This is a genomic window from Acinetobacter sp. Ac_5812 (genome assembly GCF_013072695.1).
In the GTDB taxonomy this organism is placed as follows: Bacteria; Pseudomonadota; Gammaproteobacteria; order Pseudomonadales; family Moraxellaceae; genus Acinetobacter.
Genome location: NZ_LXUK01000022.1, coordinates 607,626 through 621,271, shown reverse-complemented (window position 1 = coordinate 621,271; position 13,646 = coordinate 607,626). Strand labels below are relative to the sequence as shown.

General features: G+C 38.7%; 13 protein-coding genes and 1 pseudogene. 6 read left to right on the top strand and 8 right to left on the bottom strand.

The window, feature by feature from the left end; genetic code table 11:
- Positions 1 to 34 precede the first annotated feature (34 nt).
- Positions 35 to 904 (bottom strand): DUF2797 domain-containing protein, encoded by an 870-nt coding sequence (locus A7P55_RS16405; protein WP_004653389.1) that lies wholly within the window; start codon positions 902 to 904, stop codon positions 35 to 37.
- Between the two features lie 37 nt (positions 905 to 941).
- On the opposite strand from A7P55_RS16405, the gene A7P55_RS16400 reads away from it, so the two are divergent.
- Entirely contained in the window at positions 942 to 1,403 is a 462-nt protein-coding gene (locus tag A7P55_RS16400; protein WP_016540206.1) for a DUF6231 family protein, read from the top strand.
- A gap of 118 nt (positions 1,404 to 1,521) precedes the next feature.
- Entirely contained in the window at positions 1,522 to 2,136 is a 615-nt protein-coding gene (locus A7P55_RS16395; RefSeq protein ID WP_005315636.1) for a YidB family protein, read from the top strand.
- 68 nt (positions 2,137 to 2,204) lie between these two features.
- Here A7P55_RS16395 and A7P55_RS16390 read toward each other — a convergent pair.
- The 3 genes and pseudogenes from A7P55_RS16390 to speB all read right to left on the bottom strand — a co-directional run bounded on the left by A7P55_RS16390 (position 2,205) and on the right by speB (position 6,099).
- A pseudogene (locus tag A7P55_RS16390) lies at positions 2,205 to 3,710 on the bottom strand (cytosine permease).
- Between the two features lie 57 nt (positions 3,711 to 3,767).
- Positions 3,768 to 5,084: an MFS transporter gene (locus tag A7P55_RS16385; protein ID WP_171552928.1), complete on the bottom strand. Its 1,317-nt coding sequence runs from the start codon at positions 5,082 to 5,084 to the stop codon at positions 3,768 to 3,770.
- 52 nt (positions 5,085 to 5,136) lie between these two features.
- Complete coding sequence (gene speB / locus A7P55_RS16380) at positions 5,137 to 6,099, bottom strand: agmatinase (protein ID WP_171552927.1); 963 nt, start codon at positions 6,097 to 6,099, stop codon at positions 5,137 to 5,139.
- Positions 6,100 to 6,245: 146 nt separating this feature from the next.
- Between speB and A7P55_RS16375 the strand changes: the two genes are divergently transcribed.
- Positions 6,246 to 7,124: a LysR family transcriptional regulator gene (locus tag A7P55_RS16375; protein WP_171552926.1), complete on the top strand. Its 879-nt coding sequence runs from the start codon at positions 6,246 to 6,248 to the stop codon at positions 7,122 to 7,124.
- A gap of 78 nt (positions 7,125 to 7,202) precedes the next feature.
- Here A7P55_RS16375 and A7P55_RS16370 read toward each other — a convergent pair whose 3' ends face one another.
- The 3 genes from A7P55_RS16370 to A7P55_RS16360 all read right to left on the bottom strand — a co-directional run bounded on the left by A7P55_RS16370 (position 7,203) and on the right by A7P55_RS16360 (position 9,338).
- Entirely contained in the window at positions 7,203 to 8,306 is a 1,104-nt protein-coding gene (locus A7P55_RS16370; protein WP_171552925.1) for a porin, read from the bottom strand.
- Positions 8,307 to 8,558: 252 nt separating this feature from the next.
- The gene (locus A7P55_RS16365; RefSeq protein WP_171552924.1) at positions 8,559 to 8,972 is read right to left on the bottom strand and encodes an HIT family protein; all 414 of its coding nucleotides are present in this window, start codon (positions 8,970 to 8,972) and stop codon (positions 8,559 to 8,561) included.
- Positions 8,973 to 9,068: 96 nt separating this feature from the next.
- A complete protein-coding gene (locus A7P55_RS16360; protein ID WP_004807247.1) occupies positions 9,069 to 9,338 on the bottom strand; it encodes a YARHG domain-containing protein in 270 nt (89 codons plus the stop codon).
- Between the two features lie 840 nt (positions 9,339 to 10,178).
- Here A7P55_RS16360 and A7P55_RS22665 point away from each other — a divergent pair.
- From A7P55_RS22665 to A7P55_RS16350, 3 genes are all read left to right on the top strand, one after another.
- Positions 10,179 to 10,460 (top strand): hypothetical protein, encoded by a 282-nt coding sequence (locus tag A7P55_RS22665; RefSeq protein ID WP_252727874.1) that lies wholly within the window; start codon positions 10,179 to 10,181, stop codon positions 10,458 to 10,460.
- A 92-nt stretch (positions 10,461 to 10,552) separates the two neighbouring features.
- On the top strand, positions 10,553 to 11,014 hold the full coding sequence (locus A7P55_RS16355; protein WP_171552923.1) for a hypothetical protein: 462 nt from the start codon (positions 10,553 to 10,555) through the stop codon (positions 11,012 to 11,014).
- A gap of 920 nt (positions 11,015 to 11,934) precedes the next feature.
- On the top strand, positions 11,935 to 12,519 hold the full coding sequence (locus A7P55_RS16350) for a lysozyme (RefSeq protein WP_171552922.1): 585 nt from the start codon (positions 11,935 to 11,937) through the stop codon (positions 12,517 to 12,519).
- A 632-nt stretch (positions 12,520 to 13,151) separates the two neighbouring features.
- Here A7P55_RS16350 and A7P55_RS16345 read toward each other — a convergent pair.
- Complete coding sequence (locus A7P55_RS16345; RefSeq protein WP_004807239.1) at positions 13,152 to 13,469, bottom strand: multidrug efflux SMR transporter; 318 nt, start codon at positions 13,467 to 13,469, stop codon at positions 13,152 to 13,154.
- Between the last annotated feature and the right edge of the window lie 177 nt (positions 13,470 to 13,646).

Here is a 13,646-nt window from a genome sequence, read left to right as displayed (position 1 = left end):
GTGGCGATTAAGCCACCTTTTTTATGCATATCCTTCAGGCACGAAGGATCAGTTCATAACCTGTATATTTACGAATATTGATCACACCAATATCAAATAATAAGTATTGGCCTTTGATCCCTTGCAATACACCGCGAATTTTAGGCGTTTTATCCAAATTCAGCGATTTAATCTTTTCAGGATAATGCTCAACTGGATAGATAAATTCACGCGGCGTTTCATCTTCCAAGAATTCCAAGCTCTCGTTAAATTCAAGGTTTTGATTGAATTCTTCACGGATGCTTTGAATTTTCGGAGCGAATTCTTCAAGAATTTGATCACGTTGCTCAAGCAGATTTAACGGTTCAGCTTCACCTTTCAGCAATTTGCGCCAGTCGGTTTTATCTGCGATTTGTGTACCAATTAACGTTTCCAAATGCCCAGACAAACGACGTGAACCGACTTTCATAATGGGTAAAGCTTGGGTTGCCCCTTGATCTAACCAACGGGTCGGCATATTGACAATACGGGTAATCCCGATCTTTAAGGCACTTGAATTGGCCAAATACACAATATGTGGTTGGAAACAAACATCATGTGCGAACTGGTCTTCACGACAGGTTCCCAAGTGATAATGGCAGGTTTCAGGTTTCATAATGCACAGGTCACATTCGGCCTTGGTTTTAAAACATTTAAAACAATGACCCTGCGAATAAGACTTCGGTGTTTTTGCGCCACAAGAGGTACAAAAGATATTGCCCGTCCATTCGATCTCAATTTCTTGACCTAAAACAAAAGGAAGGTCAGTTTCTGAACGATCTAATATAAATTTATATTCAACATTTGCCTTGCTTGTTGATTGATCAGTTACACTATGCGTTTTGAGCGCTGCATGCATTTTATGACAAATGCCTTGTAGTTCCATTAATAAACTCTCATCTTTTCAATCAAGGGTTGCAGTTATGGCTGAACAAAATGTCATCACTTCTATGCTAGACGATTTATCTCAAGAACAGCCCATTCATACTGCACTTTGTATAGGTCAGCAGATTGACCAAAATGCTTCAATTCAATGGCATTATTTTAGCGTAACTGACTTTTTAAGTCTGCCATTTACGCAGCGTTATGATTTAGGTTTTGTATTATTTGATACAGAAGAAATGCAAAACATCACCGAAACGCAAAAATCACAGCTGTTGGTGAAGTTACGTGACCTGATGGCTAAACGAATTGTCGTGGTCAGTAAACTGGGCGATGAAAAATTATTGCGTTCGCTTGGCTTTACTCAATTGATTGATAAAACCACACACGGCAGTGATTTTGCTTTATGGCAATTTAATATTTTGACTTATAAGCATGTACCTGACTGGTTTAACTCCAAGTTCTGGGCGAATCCTGAGAATTGGAATAAATTCCGCTGGTAAAATAATCAGGCTGGAAAGAGTTGCAAGTTCTTGCAAAATTTAACAATTTAACTTTGTTTTGTGCTTTCAAAGCAGCGTATGCTTTTTGCATAAATAATTCCAAAGGAAAGTTTAAGTCATGACTGATTTAACCAACATTGTTGAAATTTTAGCAAAGCAAGCTTTAGGCGGTCAGCAACAATCAGGCCAAACGGGTGGTTTAGGTGGAATTTTAGGTTCTGTTTTAGGTCAACTTGGTGGGCAGCAGCAAAATACCCAAAGCCAGCAAGGCGGCTTGGGTGGTATCTTGGGTTCAGTTTTAGGGCAATTGGGTGGTGGAAATACTTCAACCCAAAGTAATGCAACTGGTGGTAATACCGCACAAACTTTATTGATTGCAGTTTTACCATTGGTGTTAGCTTGGATTCAAAAACAAGGCGGTTTACAAGGTGCATTGGATAAACTAAAAAATGCGGGTTTATCGAATCAAGTGCAAAGCTGGGTAGATCCACAGCAACAAAATGCACAAGATGTGCCAGAGCAAAATATTCAAAGTTTATTTGATGACCAAGATGTAGAACAAGTTGCACAACAAACTCAAGCACCGAAACAAGCGATTTATGGTGCAATTGCTTCAGTATTACCGCAAGTGATTGATTCTTTAACACCGCAAGGTAGCAGTACCAATCCACAAGAAGCCAACCAAGATATTCAGCAAGTGTTGAATTTGGTGAGTGGTTTCCTTAAAAAGTAAAAAATCCGATGCGAAAAAGCCTGTTCTCTTGAGCAGGCTTTTTTCTAAGTTAAATATCTGCATCATTGCTATTCTGACACCAATGATCGATTACATTGCTGCTTGGTCTTTTTCACACTAGATGTTGCTTTGTATACAGTACTTGGTTCAGGGAATAGTTTGAGCAGTGAAATATAAAGCAGTGCTGCGAGTGTAATACTGATCGGTAAACTCAGATCAAGACCGTTGAATACATACCCCTAAATACCAATGAACTGATCTGGTAAATTCACAAAGCATAGGCCGATAAGCGCGCTTGGAATCCATGCGATGATGCCACGCCAATTCCAACCATGATGAAACCAGTAAGCACCACCTTTTAGACCATTTGCAAACACCTGTAAATCATCATTTTTATAGTAACCTTTACGGGTGACAAATCCGATAATCATAATGATAATCCATGGGCTGGTACACACCACAATTAGGGTGGCAAAAGTCATGACGCTTTGAGTCAGATTCGCTGCAAAACGACCTAGAAAAATGAACAGGATGGACAATAGGCCAACCCAGATGGTGGCTTTAACACGTGTAAGCGATTTTGGAAAAAGACTCGACATGTCTAAACCTGTACCGTATAAGGCTGTCGTTCCAGTAGATAACCCACCAATCAGTGCAATCAGACACAGAGGAATAAAATACCAAGCAGGTGCAATCTGAATCAGCCCAGCGATGTAATTATTTTGTTCGATAAATACGGGAGTACTACTAGCAACAATGCTGGCGGTGACTAGGCCAAAAAGAAAGGGAATGAGGGTTGCAAGTTGGGATGCAAACACGGCTGCCATGATTTTAGATGAAGCTGTTTCCTTTGGAATATAACGTGACCAGCCACCTAAGAAAGTTCCGAAGGAAATTGGATTACTGAATGCAATCAATGCAGCACTCATGAAAGCCGCCCAAAATCCAGCTTGTCCGAGTTGAATTTGTCCTGCGTAAGTTGAATCAAATTGCTTGGAAAAAGCAAACAGACCTAAAAAGAATAACAGGCTAGAGGCGATCACAGCCACTCGGTTCACCAGCAGCATAAAGCGAAAGCCATAGATACAAATAATCAGTACCACTAAGGCAAAGCCGCTATAGACCAATCCATATAGCCAATTACTTTGATAAGAACTGTCAAACAGTCGCTCAGTTGCGCCAATCAGTGCATCGCCAGAACTCCAAACGGAGAGTGAAAAGAAGGCAATGGCAGTGAGTAAGGATAAAAACGAACCGACGATTCTGCCACGGACACCAAAATGGGCGCCAGAAGCCACGGCGTTATTGGTTCCTGTACGCGCACCAAAAATTCCCATTGGTGCTAAGATACAGGCCCCTAAGATAACTCCGCACAAGATTGCCCAGAATCCAGCTTGAAAAGAGAGGCCAAATACAATCGGGAAGCTGCCTAAGACACAGGTCGAAAAGGTATTAGCACCACCAAAACTTAAACGAAATAGATCAAATGGCATTGCACTACGAGCATGAGCTGGTATTTCTTCGATGCCAAAGCTTTCAATTGTTGTAATCTGTTTAGAACGATCTCTTTGCATAATACGCTACTCTTAATATCCATTTATCAGATTCAGACTTTCTTGTTTGCTCATCCATTAAGCGGCTTGTTTAGCGCTTGATTGTTTTTGTTTGGATTGTTCTCGTGATAGATTGTGCTGTCTTAAACGGGTAATGCCACAGATGCCGATGAGAGAGAGCAGCGAAAGGAAACTAAATAAAAAGGCTAAAGGTAGCCATTGACCTGCATAATGTTGGGCCAACACAGTTCCAATGATGGGTGTCGTGCCACTGGTGATTGCCGCAATCATTTGATAGGAAATGGAAATACCTGAATAACGCACATGTGCAGGAAATGCTTCCGCCATAAAGCCAGCGACAACGGCATACAAAGAAGACAGCGCAATGACCGCGAGCGTAATACCCAACACGATGAAATAGATGTTTTTGGTACTCACCAGCATAAACATTGGATAAGGAATAACGATGCAGAGCATTGCTGCCCAGAATAAAAAACGATGTGTCCCCACTTTACTGGCATACCAAGCAGCAATTGGCATGGCTAAAAATTCAAATAGGGTGACCCAAAACAATGCATCTAATATCGTGGGGCGGTCGATACCCATATATTGGGTGACATAGCTAATCATGAAGGTATTGGTGAAAAAGAAACCCGCTGTCCCAATGGTAATCGCCAGTCCAGCAAAAACCACTTGCGGCCAATAGTTTTTAAGCAACTCTTTTACAGGGTATTTGGCTATTGCTTGCTTGGCTTGCATCTGTTGGAATTCAGGGGATTCTTCAACCCCTAGACGGATGGCTAGCCCAATCAGCATAAATACAAAGCTGAGTAAAAAGGGCACCCGCCAGCCCCAGCTAAGTAAAGCTTGTTCATCCAAAGACGTAATCCCTTTAAAGACCAAAAGGCACAAGATCAAACCTGCTGGACTGCCCATTTGCGCAAAAGAAGCAAAAAAAGTTTTTTTATGGGCAGGAGCATGTTCGCTGGCCATTAACACTGCGCCACCCCATTCACCACCGACTGACAAGCCTTGCAAAAAGCGCAACATAATCAACAAAACGGGTGCCCAAACGCCAATGTGGTGATAACTGGGGATCAAACCAATGCCAGTGGTCGCCAGTCCCATCAGCAGCATGGTAAATAGCAGCATTTTTTTGCGACCTAATTTATCGCCTAAATGTCCAAAAATAACAGCAGCAATCGGTCTGGCAATAAAACCGACAGCAAAGGTTGCAAAAGCCGCCAATGTGCCTGTTACTGGATCGGTTTCAGGGAAAAATACCAAACCAAGTACAAGAGCTGCAGCCGTGGCGTAAACATAAAAGTCATAAAACTCGATAGTTGTTCCAACGAAGGCTGCTGCCGCAGCCCGTTTTGATTGATCTTTTTTCATTCCATCTCGACCTATTTTTATCCATATGTTTTTCTTGTTTTATCGCGGAAATTTATTTGCGTATTTTCACTCCTGGGAGGACGCATAACATTTCATACAGTAAATTCGCACCAAGCAATGAGGTATTTCCTGTAGTGTCGTAGGGTGGTGAGACTTCAACCAAATCACATCCAATCAAGTCTAGGCCCTGACAGCCCCGAATAATTTCCATGGCTTGAATTGTGGTCAAGCCACCAATTTCAGGAGTTCCTGTACCTGGTGCCCAAGCAGGATCAATCCCATCAATATCAAAGGATAAATACACAGGCCCTCCAGCAACTTGTGCTCTCACTTCCTGCATTAAAGGAGTGAGCGATTTATGCCAGCATTCTTCTGCTTGAACGACCCGAAAGCCTTGTCGTCGACTCCAGTTAAAGTCATCTGCACTATAGCCTTGAGCCCGTAAACCAATTTGCACAACACGCTGACAATCAAGCAGTCCTTCTTCGGCAGCACGTCGAAAGGTGGTGCCATGTGCAACTTTTTCACCAAACATTTCATCATTGACGTCAGCATGTGCATCGATATGAACCAAACCTACGGGTCCATGTTTTTTATGGATTGCACGTAGGATAGGCAGGGTCAGCGTATGATCACCGCCAATGGTGAGCGGAATAATCGGATGGGTCAGTACACGATCGTAGTGCTCTTCGATAATGCGTACCGCTTCGGTTAAATTAAAGGTATTGATCGGGACATCACCAATATCAGCCACATTGAGTGAATCAAATGGTGCTGCGCCAGTTGCCATGTTATATGGGCGAATCATGACCGATTCGGCACGGATTTGCCGAGGGCCAAAACGGGTACCTGACCGTAAAGATGTCCCAATGTCTAGAGGAATCCCAATAAAGGCCGCATCCAGTTCAGCCAAACCTGCATCATTATCGACAATTGGTAGGCGTAACATTGAGGCAATGCCACCAAAACGCGGCATTTCATTGCCACCGAGCGGTTGATTTAAACGCTTGTTCATTTGCTTCTCCTTTTTCTTATTTATTGATCAGCTCGGAACAGGGTTAAATCCTATTTTTTAAAAACTTAGTTTTGATTTTTCTAAACTAAGTTTTACAAGAATGTTTTAAGATGAAGTGAGGCAGAGGGAAAATTGAGATAAAAGCCATGACACATATGGATATCAAGTTAGTTCGAATTTTTGTCAGTATTGTGAAGAATCAAGGTTTTGCAAATGCCCAGCAAGAACTTAATCTATCAACCTCGGCAATCAGTACCTATATGACCCAATTGGAACATATGGTCGGTTTTAAGTTATGTGAACGTGGACGTGGTGGTTTTGCAATAACTCAAAAAGGTGAAATGTTTTTTCAGGAAGCCAAGCGCATACTGAATGAGTTAGAAAATTTTTCTAGACACACTGCACAGATCAAGGGCGAACTGACAGGTACCATTAAAATAGGGATGCTGGATTCCATGGTGACAGATCGAAATATCCCTTTAGATCAAATCATCCAACAGTTTTCAGAACAGAATCCGAATGTTTATATTAAGTTGCAGGTGCAATCTCCCTATGAGTTGCAAATGGGGATTTTGGAAAATCGTTTTGATGTTGCGATTGGATCTTTTTTTCTAAAGATGAATGGCGTGATGTATCAAGCTTTGCACAAAGAACAGCAATGGTTGTTTTGTAGTGACACGCATCCCTTATATAAGCAGCAAGGTCTAACGGCAGAAATTATTCGGCGTGAAAAAATGGTCAGTCGTGGTTATTGGAGCCATACCGAGCTGGCAAAGCAGGGCTTTAAACATGCTTTTGCCACAGTGGATTCGATGGAGGCGCAGTTGGTGCTGATATTATCTGGGAAATATATCGGTTATTTGCCAGAGCATTTTGCCCAATATTGGGTGGAACAACAGCGTTTAAAAGTGCTACTTCCAACAACATTTGGTTATACAGCACCATTTTCGCTTATTTTTAGGCGAGGCAGAACCAAAGATCCTGTTATTCAAAGTTTCCGTAAAATCATTAAAAATTTTTTCTGATAACTATTGCTGTTATCAAAAGACAAAAAGAAAAAGGGCAGATTGCCCTTTTTCTATATATTTGAATTTAACCTCTGATTAGAAGTTATATTCCATACCTAAACCGAAAACTGTTTTCTTGTTATTGTCTTTCTGCCAATCAATCTTTTGCTGAGCAACAACACCATAAAAGCGAGCTTGCTTGTTGATATTGTAGTCTGCACCTATACCATACAAATCGTTTTGACGGTCTTTTTGACCATTACGCTCAGTTGTTGCAGAGATATATTCCGCTTTTAACTTGATTGGGGTAGATGGGATTACATATGCAGCTGTTACACCATATGCATCTTCTTGTAAGCCTTTAAAAGATACTGCTGCTGGAGCAACACCGACAACAACTGTATCATCCGTTGGCTTAGAAGTTTGCCATAATGCACCAAATACCAAGCCATCAGCACCTGCTGGTGTTAAGTCTAAAGAACCTGTTACACGAATTGAGTCTGAATAAACTTTAAGACCACCTAATTCTTTATCCCATGCATTATATTTCGCTGCTACACCAAAGTTACCAGCAACTGCAGCTGCTAAACCAAAATCTTTATTTTCATAAGTGATTGATGTAGAAACGCCATCACCAAAGCTATCGCGGCTACCTTTCTGACCTTTCGCATCATTTTTAACTGTAGAAGATTCTTCACCTTGTTGGAACATGATGTTAAATGCTAAACCGCCAAGCAACTTTTTATCAGTTTCAAAACCAATTACATTACTTAAACGCTCTTCACCAGCAAGAACTTTAGTCATATCTAGTTCAGTGTGGTCGTTATAGATATCCTGATTGTTGCCTGCAGCAGTCTTAAGGTAAGAGTCATATTGACCAACTTTTAAAGTACCAATACCATCAGATTTAATACCTACAAAGCGGTTACGCATGCCCCAGTCTGTATCTGAACCAGCGCCATCAGCTGAAACACCCCATTCTACTAAATAAACTGCTGAAAGATTGTCAGTTAGTTTTTCTTCGCCTTTAACCCCGATACGTGAAGCGTTTGAGTTTACTTTGGTAACGCTTTCGTCTTTAAAGCCATTTTTATCAATTTGATCTAAAGTCACATTGAGCTTACCATACAATGTTGGTGCTGCTTGCGCTGCATTCATGGCTAAAGTTGCTACAGTAGCAGCAAGAAGCAATTTTTTCATTGAGATTTCTCCAAAACACTTTTTGTAAATGGCTGATGCCTTAGTTACTGTTATGAGCTTGCTTATGTACATAAAGTTACATAGCTCACTGACTTGTATGCAGTATCGGTAAACTTTGTGACAGAGAAGTGAAAGATAAATGACAGTTTGATGACGATTCATATTTGGTAATAATTATATTTCTTATTGTTTTTTATATAATTAGGAAACAAAAAAACGGAGTAGTAACTCCGCCTTCTTTAAAATCAAAACTTAAAGTGCAGCTTTGATCTTTTCAGCTAAAGCTTGAATTTTTTCTTGATCACCCATTTGCACTGCATGACGACCAAGTTCATGCACTGAACTAGGAATCAGATGAAAATGCACATGAGGGACGGTTTGTCCCGCCGCTGAACCTGAAAGTTGTATAAGCACGATACCTTTTGCATCTAATGATGTCTCCATTGCCTTAGCAATTTTCTGCACGATTTGGATGGTATATGCTGCTGCATCAGCAGGGAGATCCAATAAGGTAACTGCTGGTGTCTTTGGAATCACTAAAGCATGACCATCTGCTTGGGGCATGATATCCATAAACGCGAGAACCTGATCATCTTCATAGATTTTGATTGCAGGTAATTCACCACGAAGGATTCGTGCAAAAATATTTTGGTCATCGTATGCCATGATTCATCCTTTAGATAGGCTTATTTTTTCAATAATAGCATTCACTCTCCGTGATCAGAGAGTGAATGGGGCGTTTAAAACACGATATTTGGCTGCTTATTTGCAGTTAAGCTCTTTTTGACGAGCTTTGATTTCATCAAGACGTTGTTGTTCTTTATCAGAAAACTTTGGCTTAGTTGTATGGCAATTCTCGTTACCAAACTTCGCTTTAGCATCAGCGTCTTTAAAACAGAATCCTTTAGATGCATAGATCAGGTTAGAGTCATCCTGTAACTTTTTACATTCTTGTTCTGGTGTTGCAGCTTGTACACTAAAACCTGTGAGGGTAATTAAGCCAGCAAAAACCGCAACCATTAACTTATTCATGAGGTGTTCCTCTAATCAAAAAAGTATAAATCAATGCTGTATGAAGTAGATCCATAGGGCGCTTGATCGCTACGTATATACCAATATAAGGTTTATTAATGAAATTTCAATGAAACTGTATGGTACGAGTGTAAGTTTACTCCATAATTTATCCTTATAATATGGAAAAGCCTTATATATCAAGAGCTTTATTATAATTTTATATAAAACAACTGATTAGGATGATTTTTATTGTGCATTAAATTGCTTGTTTTTATGGTATTTCGCTCTTTTTAAAGGTTTACTTATATATTGATTGCTGCCATATACGTTTTAACAAAATAAAATGTACATGATATTCAGGGTTGTATTTTTTTCAATTGCAGAATAAAACAACGAAAATTGTAAATGTATTTGAAATCATAAAAATTGGATCGCGAATGCTTTATTCAGAATATTGAGAATGAGTAATATAAGATTCAACGTGGATTAAAAAATAAAGGCTCACTAAATAGTGAGCCTTTGGGGTGGCGTCCTTCGTTCTTTCGATTGACTACGGGCTTATCTTAATCAATTTAAATAATTATTAATTACCGCTTGTGTCAATGGGAGTAAAATTACTGACCCAACGGCAGGAACCCTGTGAAGTATCAATACAACCAACCATCGGGAAGTCCTTGCTCCTGCATGGCTATTATAGTGAATACAGGACTTGCATTGGAAGTAATTCTCATCTTTTGATTGCGAGGTGTCTGAGATTTAAATATAATTAATTGATATTTATTCGGTTTTATAAATTAATTTTCTAATTTATTACTTAATCGCCATTGAAAGCTAAGCTTTTTAGCAAGAATATGAAAAATGCTGAAATATATTAAGACTAACCTTCCTATCCTTATCTTGATCATTATTGTTATAGGGGGACTCGGCTATCCTTTTTATTCAGGTAAATGGATTATGGCGTCCCGACTAAGCGAAATTGACAGTAAATGTTATGGGGTAGATGTACCAAGCAGCATTGAGCATAACAAAGTACTACTTTTTTGTTCATGTGTTCATACGGTCAGTATTGAAAATAAAGAAGAGAAATATAAGTATTGTACCAATAGAATGGATAAAATTGCTTACCGGCAAGATTCTTGATGATTCGGTCTTTAGTGTTCAAATTTGAAAGAATTGTGTAGAAATTATAAAATATATCCTTGTCTTTCTTTATTTTATATTGAGTATACTTGATGAAAAAAATATTAATATTTCTTATAAATTCAGTTGTGACTGTTTCAGTGTATAGTGCTGATGATTTGTTTAATAAGCCTCCATCACTTTTAATCTTAAAAAATGACACACCCGAATATGAGATCAAAAGTCGTGAGCATGTTGATTTCTTTGAGTCAGCAAAGCAACAAGAACAAGATCGTCTAAATCAGCGTGATGTAAATGCGACGAAGATGTATGAAACTCGTTCAAATACATCTAATATGAGCCCATTTGAACGATCTCAATACCTTTTAAAAAACAATGATACCCGTGCTTTAAATGCACATGAATATGAGCAACAATTAAACTCATTACAGAAGGCCCGAAATCGAGGTGTGATTTCAGACCGAGATTATCAACAAAAAATTACCCAGCAAAATCATATGCCTTTAGAGCAAAAAAATAATCAGCTTAAATTGTCAGTCCCTGTTGGAGAATAAGTTTAGTCCGCTTAAATGTTCATCGAGAGTTGGACTTTTTTTAGTTCTAGTGCTTATGATTAGCTAATGCTTCTCTCGCGCTGATAGCCAAGCTCAACAAGAAGAAATAAGTTTTGCCTAAGCTGAGCTACAATCACTCATTATGTAGATCAGCTTTAAAATTTTCTTAAAATAAGCATAAATTTGTTGATTTACATCACACTTTTTACTATATTCGCAATGTTGTTTCATTATAACTAAACAACAATAACCTTCATTCAGCGCAAAAGAATAAAGGGGAAGCCCACTCATTTGAGTGGGCTTTTTAATTGTATATAACCCTGAATTTACTATGCAGCTTAAAGTATGGAAAGTGGAGCTAGAAGGGTGAGCCTGTAGCTTCAAATTGAATGATAAAGCAAAATTGTTAAGGATTACAAAATAAAAGCCCATAGTTTGGGCTCTTAATAAAGACTTCACTGTGACCATGACTCTTTTATCCTACTCAGCTTCAAAGGAAACTGTTAGGGGCGGCATCCTTCGTTCTTTAGGCTTCCCAAGGTGTTACCTTTGTGGAAGCAGACCCATTTTAAATTGGCCCAACGGCAGGAACCCTGTGAAGTACGAATACATCCATCGGGAAGTCCTCGCTCCTGCAAGAGTAATTTTAGCTAGTATGTTGGCTGAAGGCAATTGAATGAAGATTGATTGTTAGGCTTTGAAAAATATCGATTAAAGAGACATTGTGATTATTCAGCGTATTGTTACATTCAATACGTTTAGATCGATTGCTTAGAGATGATGTAATGCAAATGTTGAACGTTAAAGATTGTCAGTGCTTTGATGTATTTAGCGTTAATATACGGTTTTCAATCTTTATGAATGATATTGTGGATTTATTTGGTTAGATCGAATGATGTGAAAATGGTAAGTGAGGAATTATGAAGACTATCTTGGATTATTTCCGCAAGCTCATTGATGTTAGGCACCCTCAAAAACGGAATGATGTTAAAGATAAGCAAATGAATGTTGCAACTGCCTATGATGTTGTAGATATAGTCGGTGTAGCTATAGATTTTGAAATGTCTATAAGTGCTTATGGTATCAATCTTATTACAAGCTTTGAGGATTTAAAGCTACATGCCTATGACGATGGCGTTGGTGTGTGGTCTATTGGATTTGGCACCACAGTTTATCCAACTGGTGTTCGAGTTAAGCAAGGGGATCGTTGTACATTAGAGCAAGCAAAGTCTTTTTTTCAACATGATTTAAAGCGCTTTGAGAAAGCTATAAATGAAGCGGTAAAGGTTCCAATTTCTCAAAATCAGTTCGATGCACTGGTTTCATTAGCATATAACATCGGCAGCAATGCTTTTAAAAATTCGACATTGTTAAAGTATTTGAATGCACTCGCTTACCAAGATGCGGCAGACCAGTTTTTGGTTTGGAATAAAGGTGGTGGCAAAGTGCTTAAAGGACTAGTTCGCCGTCGGGAGGCTGAGAGGGTGTTGTTTTTAAGAAAATGATCAAGCCTTGTACATGGATCAAAACTTGTAATTTCTTACAGAAATATATACTACATTACCATCTATCTGATTTTATTAACCTCTTCTATTAAATAGTTATAATGCAAAAAATAAACAACAAGAAAATTTAGTCATAGAAAATAAATATAGATATTTGAAGAATTTTTTGGTTCAAAAAAGCATTTAAAGAAGCATTAAATCAATGTTTTCTTTAAATTAACTAAAGAATTTAGGGGCTTATGTTAGTTTTAAAACATAAGAAAGGGAACAGAATGGGGAATAAATGCGTTAAATGTAATAACTGCGCAAATGTTGGGTGGTCAAAAAGACGTGGGAATATTTTTATCACGATTTTGTTTACAATATCCTTTGTAATACCAGCTATGGTTTATGAAGTTTGGCGTACCATTGGATTAGGGACGTGTTCTAAATGTGGTTCTGAATTCATTACCACCTCAAATCTATGTAATCCCGCAGATAGGAATCGTAAATTTGATACAACAGCACTTTACATTCTCACAGTTGGCTTTGTAATCTGGCTTTTACTTATTTTATACCTATTAAAATAAGTAAAAATTAGAATTGAACTCTGTAGTATATAGCCCTCAATTGAGGGCTTTATATATTAAACATTAGGGTGTTGTTACTTTCATCAATACCACACCGAATACGATAGATGCTGCAGCTAATAGGCGTAAAAAACCCATAGGTTCATGTAAGAAGAATATTCCAATCAGAAAGGCACCAACAGCTCCGATTCCGACCCAAATCGTATAAGCAGTGCCTAAGGGCAAGGTCTTCATAGCGACGGCCAGTAAACCGAAGCTTAAAATCATGAATACAATGGTAATAATGCTGGGGGTAAGCTTGGTAAAACCATCAGACATTTTCATCGAATATGCCCATACGATTTCAAAAATACCAGCTAAAATTAAATAAGCCCAAGCCATTTCGACACCTCATTAATAATATTTTTTAGGTCGTCCCAAAGCTTGAAAATTGATCAAAGAGGTCGTCCTCTTCGCAATATATATAAGCACTAATGGGTAATTCATTCAATTTCTTTTTGTTAAATTTTATTCCGATTGGTAAAATTAAGCTGGAGAGGGTACTTTTAGGTATTTAAT

Coding starts and splice junctions, on each gene's coding strand:
- A7P55_RS16405 (WP_004653389.1), bottom strand. CDS start 904: ATGGAACTACAAGGCATTTGTCATAAAATGCATGCAGCGCTCAAAACG.
- A7P55_RS16400 (WP_016540206.1), top strand. CDS start 942: ATGGCTGAACAAAATGTCATCACTTCTATGCTAGACGATTTATCTCAA.
- A7P55_RS16395 (WP_005315636.1), top strand. CDS start 1,522: ATGACTGATTTAACCAACATTGTTGAAATTTTAGCAAAGCAAGCTTTA.
- A7P55_RS16385 (WP_171552928.1), bottom strand. CDS start 5,084: ATGAAAAAAGATCAATCAAAACGGGCTGCGGCAGCAGCCTTCGTTGGA.
- speB (WP_171552927.1), bottom strand. CDS start 6,099: ATGAACAAGCGTTTAAATCAACCGCTCGGTGGCAATGAAATGCCGCGT.
- A7P55_RS16375 (WP_171552926.1), top strand. CDS start 6,246: ATGACACATATGGATATCAAGTTAGTTCGAATTTTTGTCAGTATTGTG.
- A7P55_RS16370 (WP_171552925.1), bottom strand. CDS start 8,306: ATGAAAAAATTGCTTCTTGCTGCTACTGTAGCAACTTTAGCCATGAAT.
- A7P55_RS16365 (WP_171552924.1), bottom strand. CDS start 8,972: ATGGCATACGATGACCAAAATATTTTTGCACGAATCCTTCGTGGTGAA.
- A7P55_RS16360 (WP_004807247.1), bottom strand. CDS start 9,338: ATGAATAAGTTAATGGTTGCGGTTTTTGCTGGCTTAATTACCCTCACA.
- A7P55_RS22665 (WP_252727874.1), top strand. CDS start 10,179: ATGCTGAAATATATTAAGACTAACCTTCCTATCCTTATCTTGATCATT.
- A7P55_RS16355 (WP_171552923.1), top strand. CDS start 10,553: ATGAAAAAAATATTAATATTTCTTATAAATTCAGTTGTGACTGTTTCA.
- A7P55_RS16350 (WP_171552922.1), top strand. CDS start 11,935: ATGAAGACTATCTTGGATTATTTCCGCAAGCTCATTGATGTTAGGCAC.
- A7P55_RS16345 (WP_004807239.1), bottom strand. CDS start 13,469: ATGGCTTGGGCTTATTTAATTTTAGCTGGTATTTTTGAAATCGTATGG.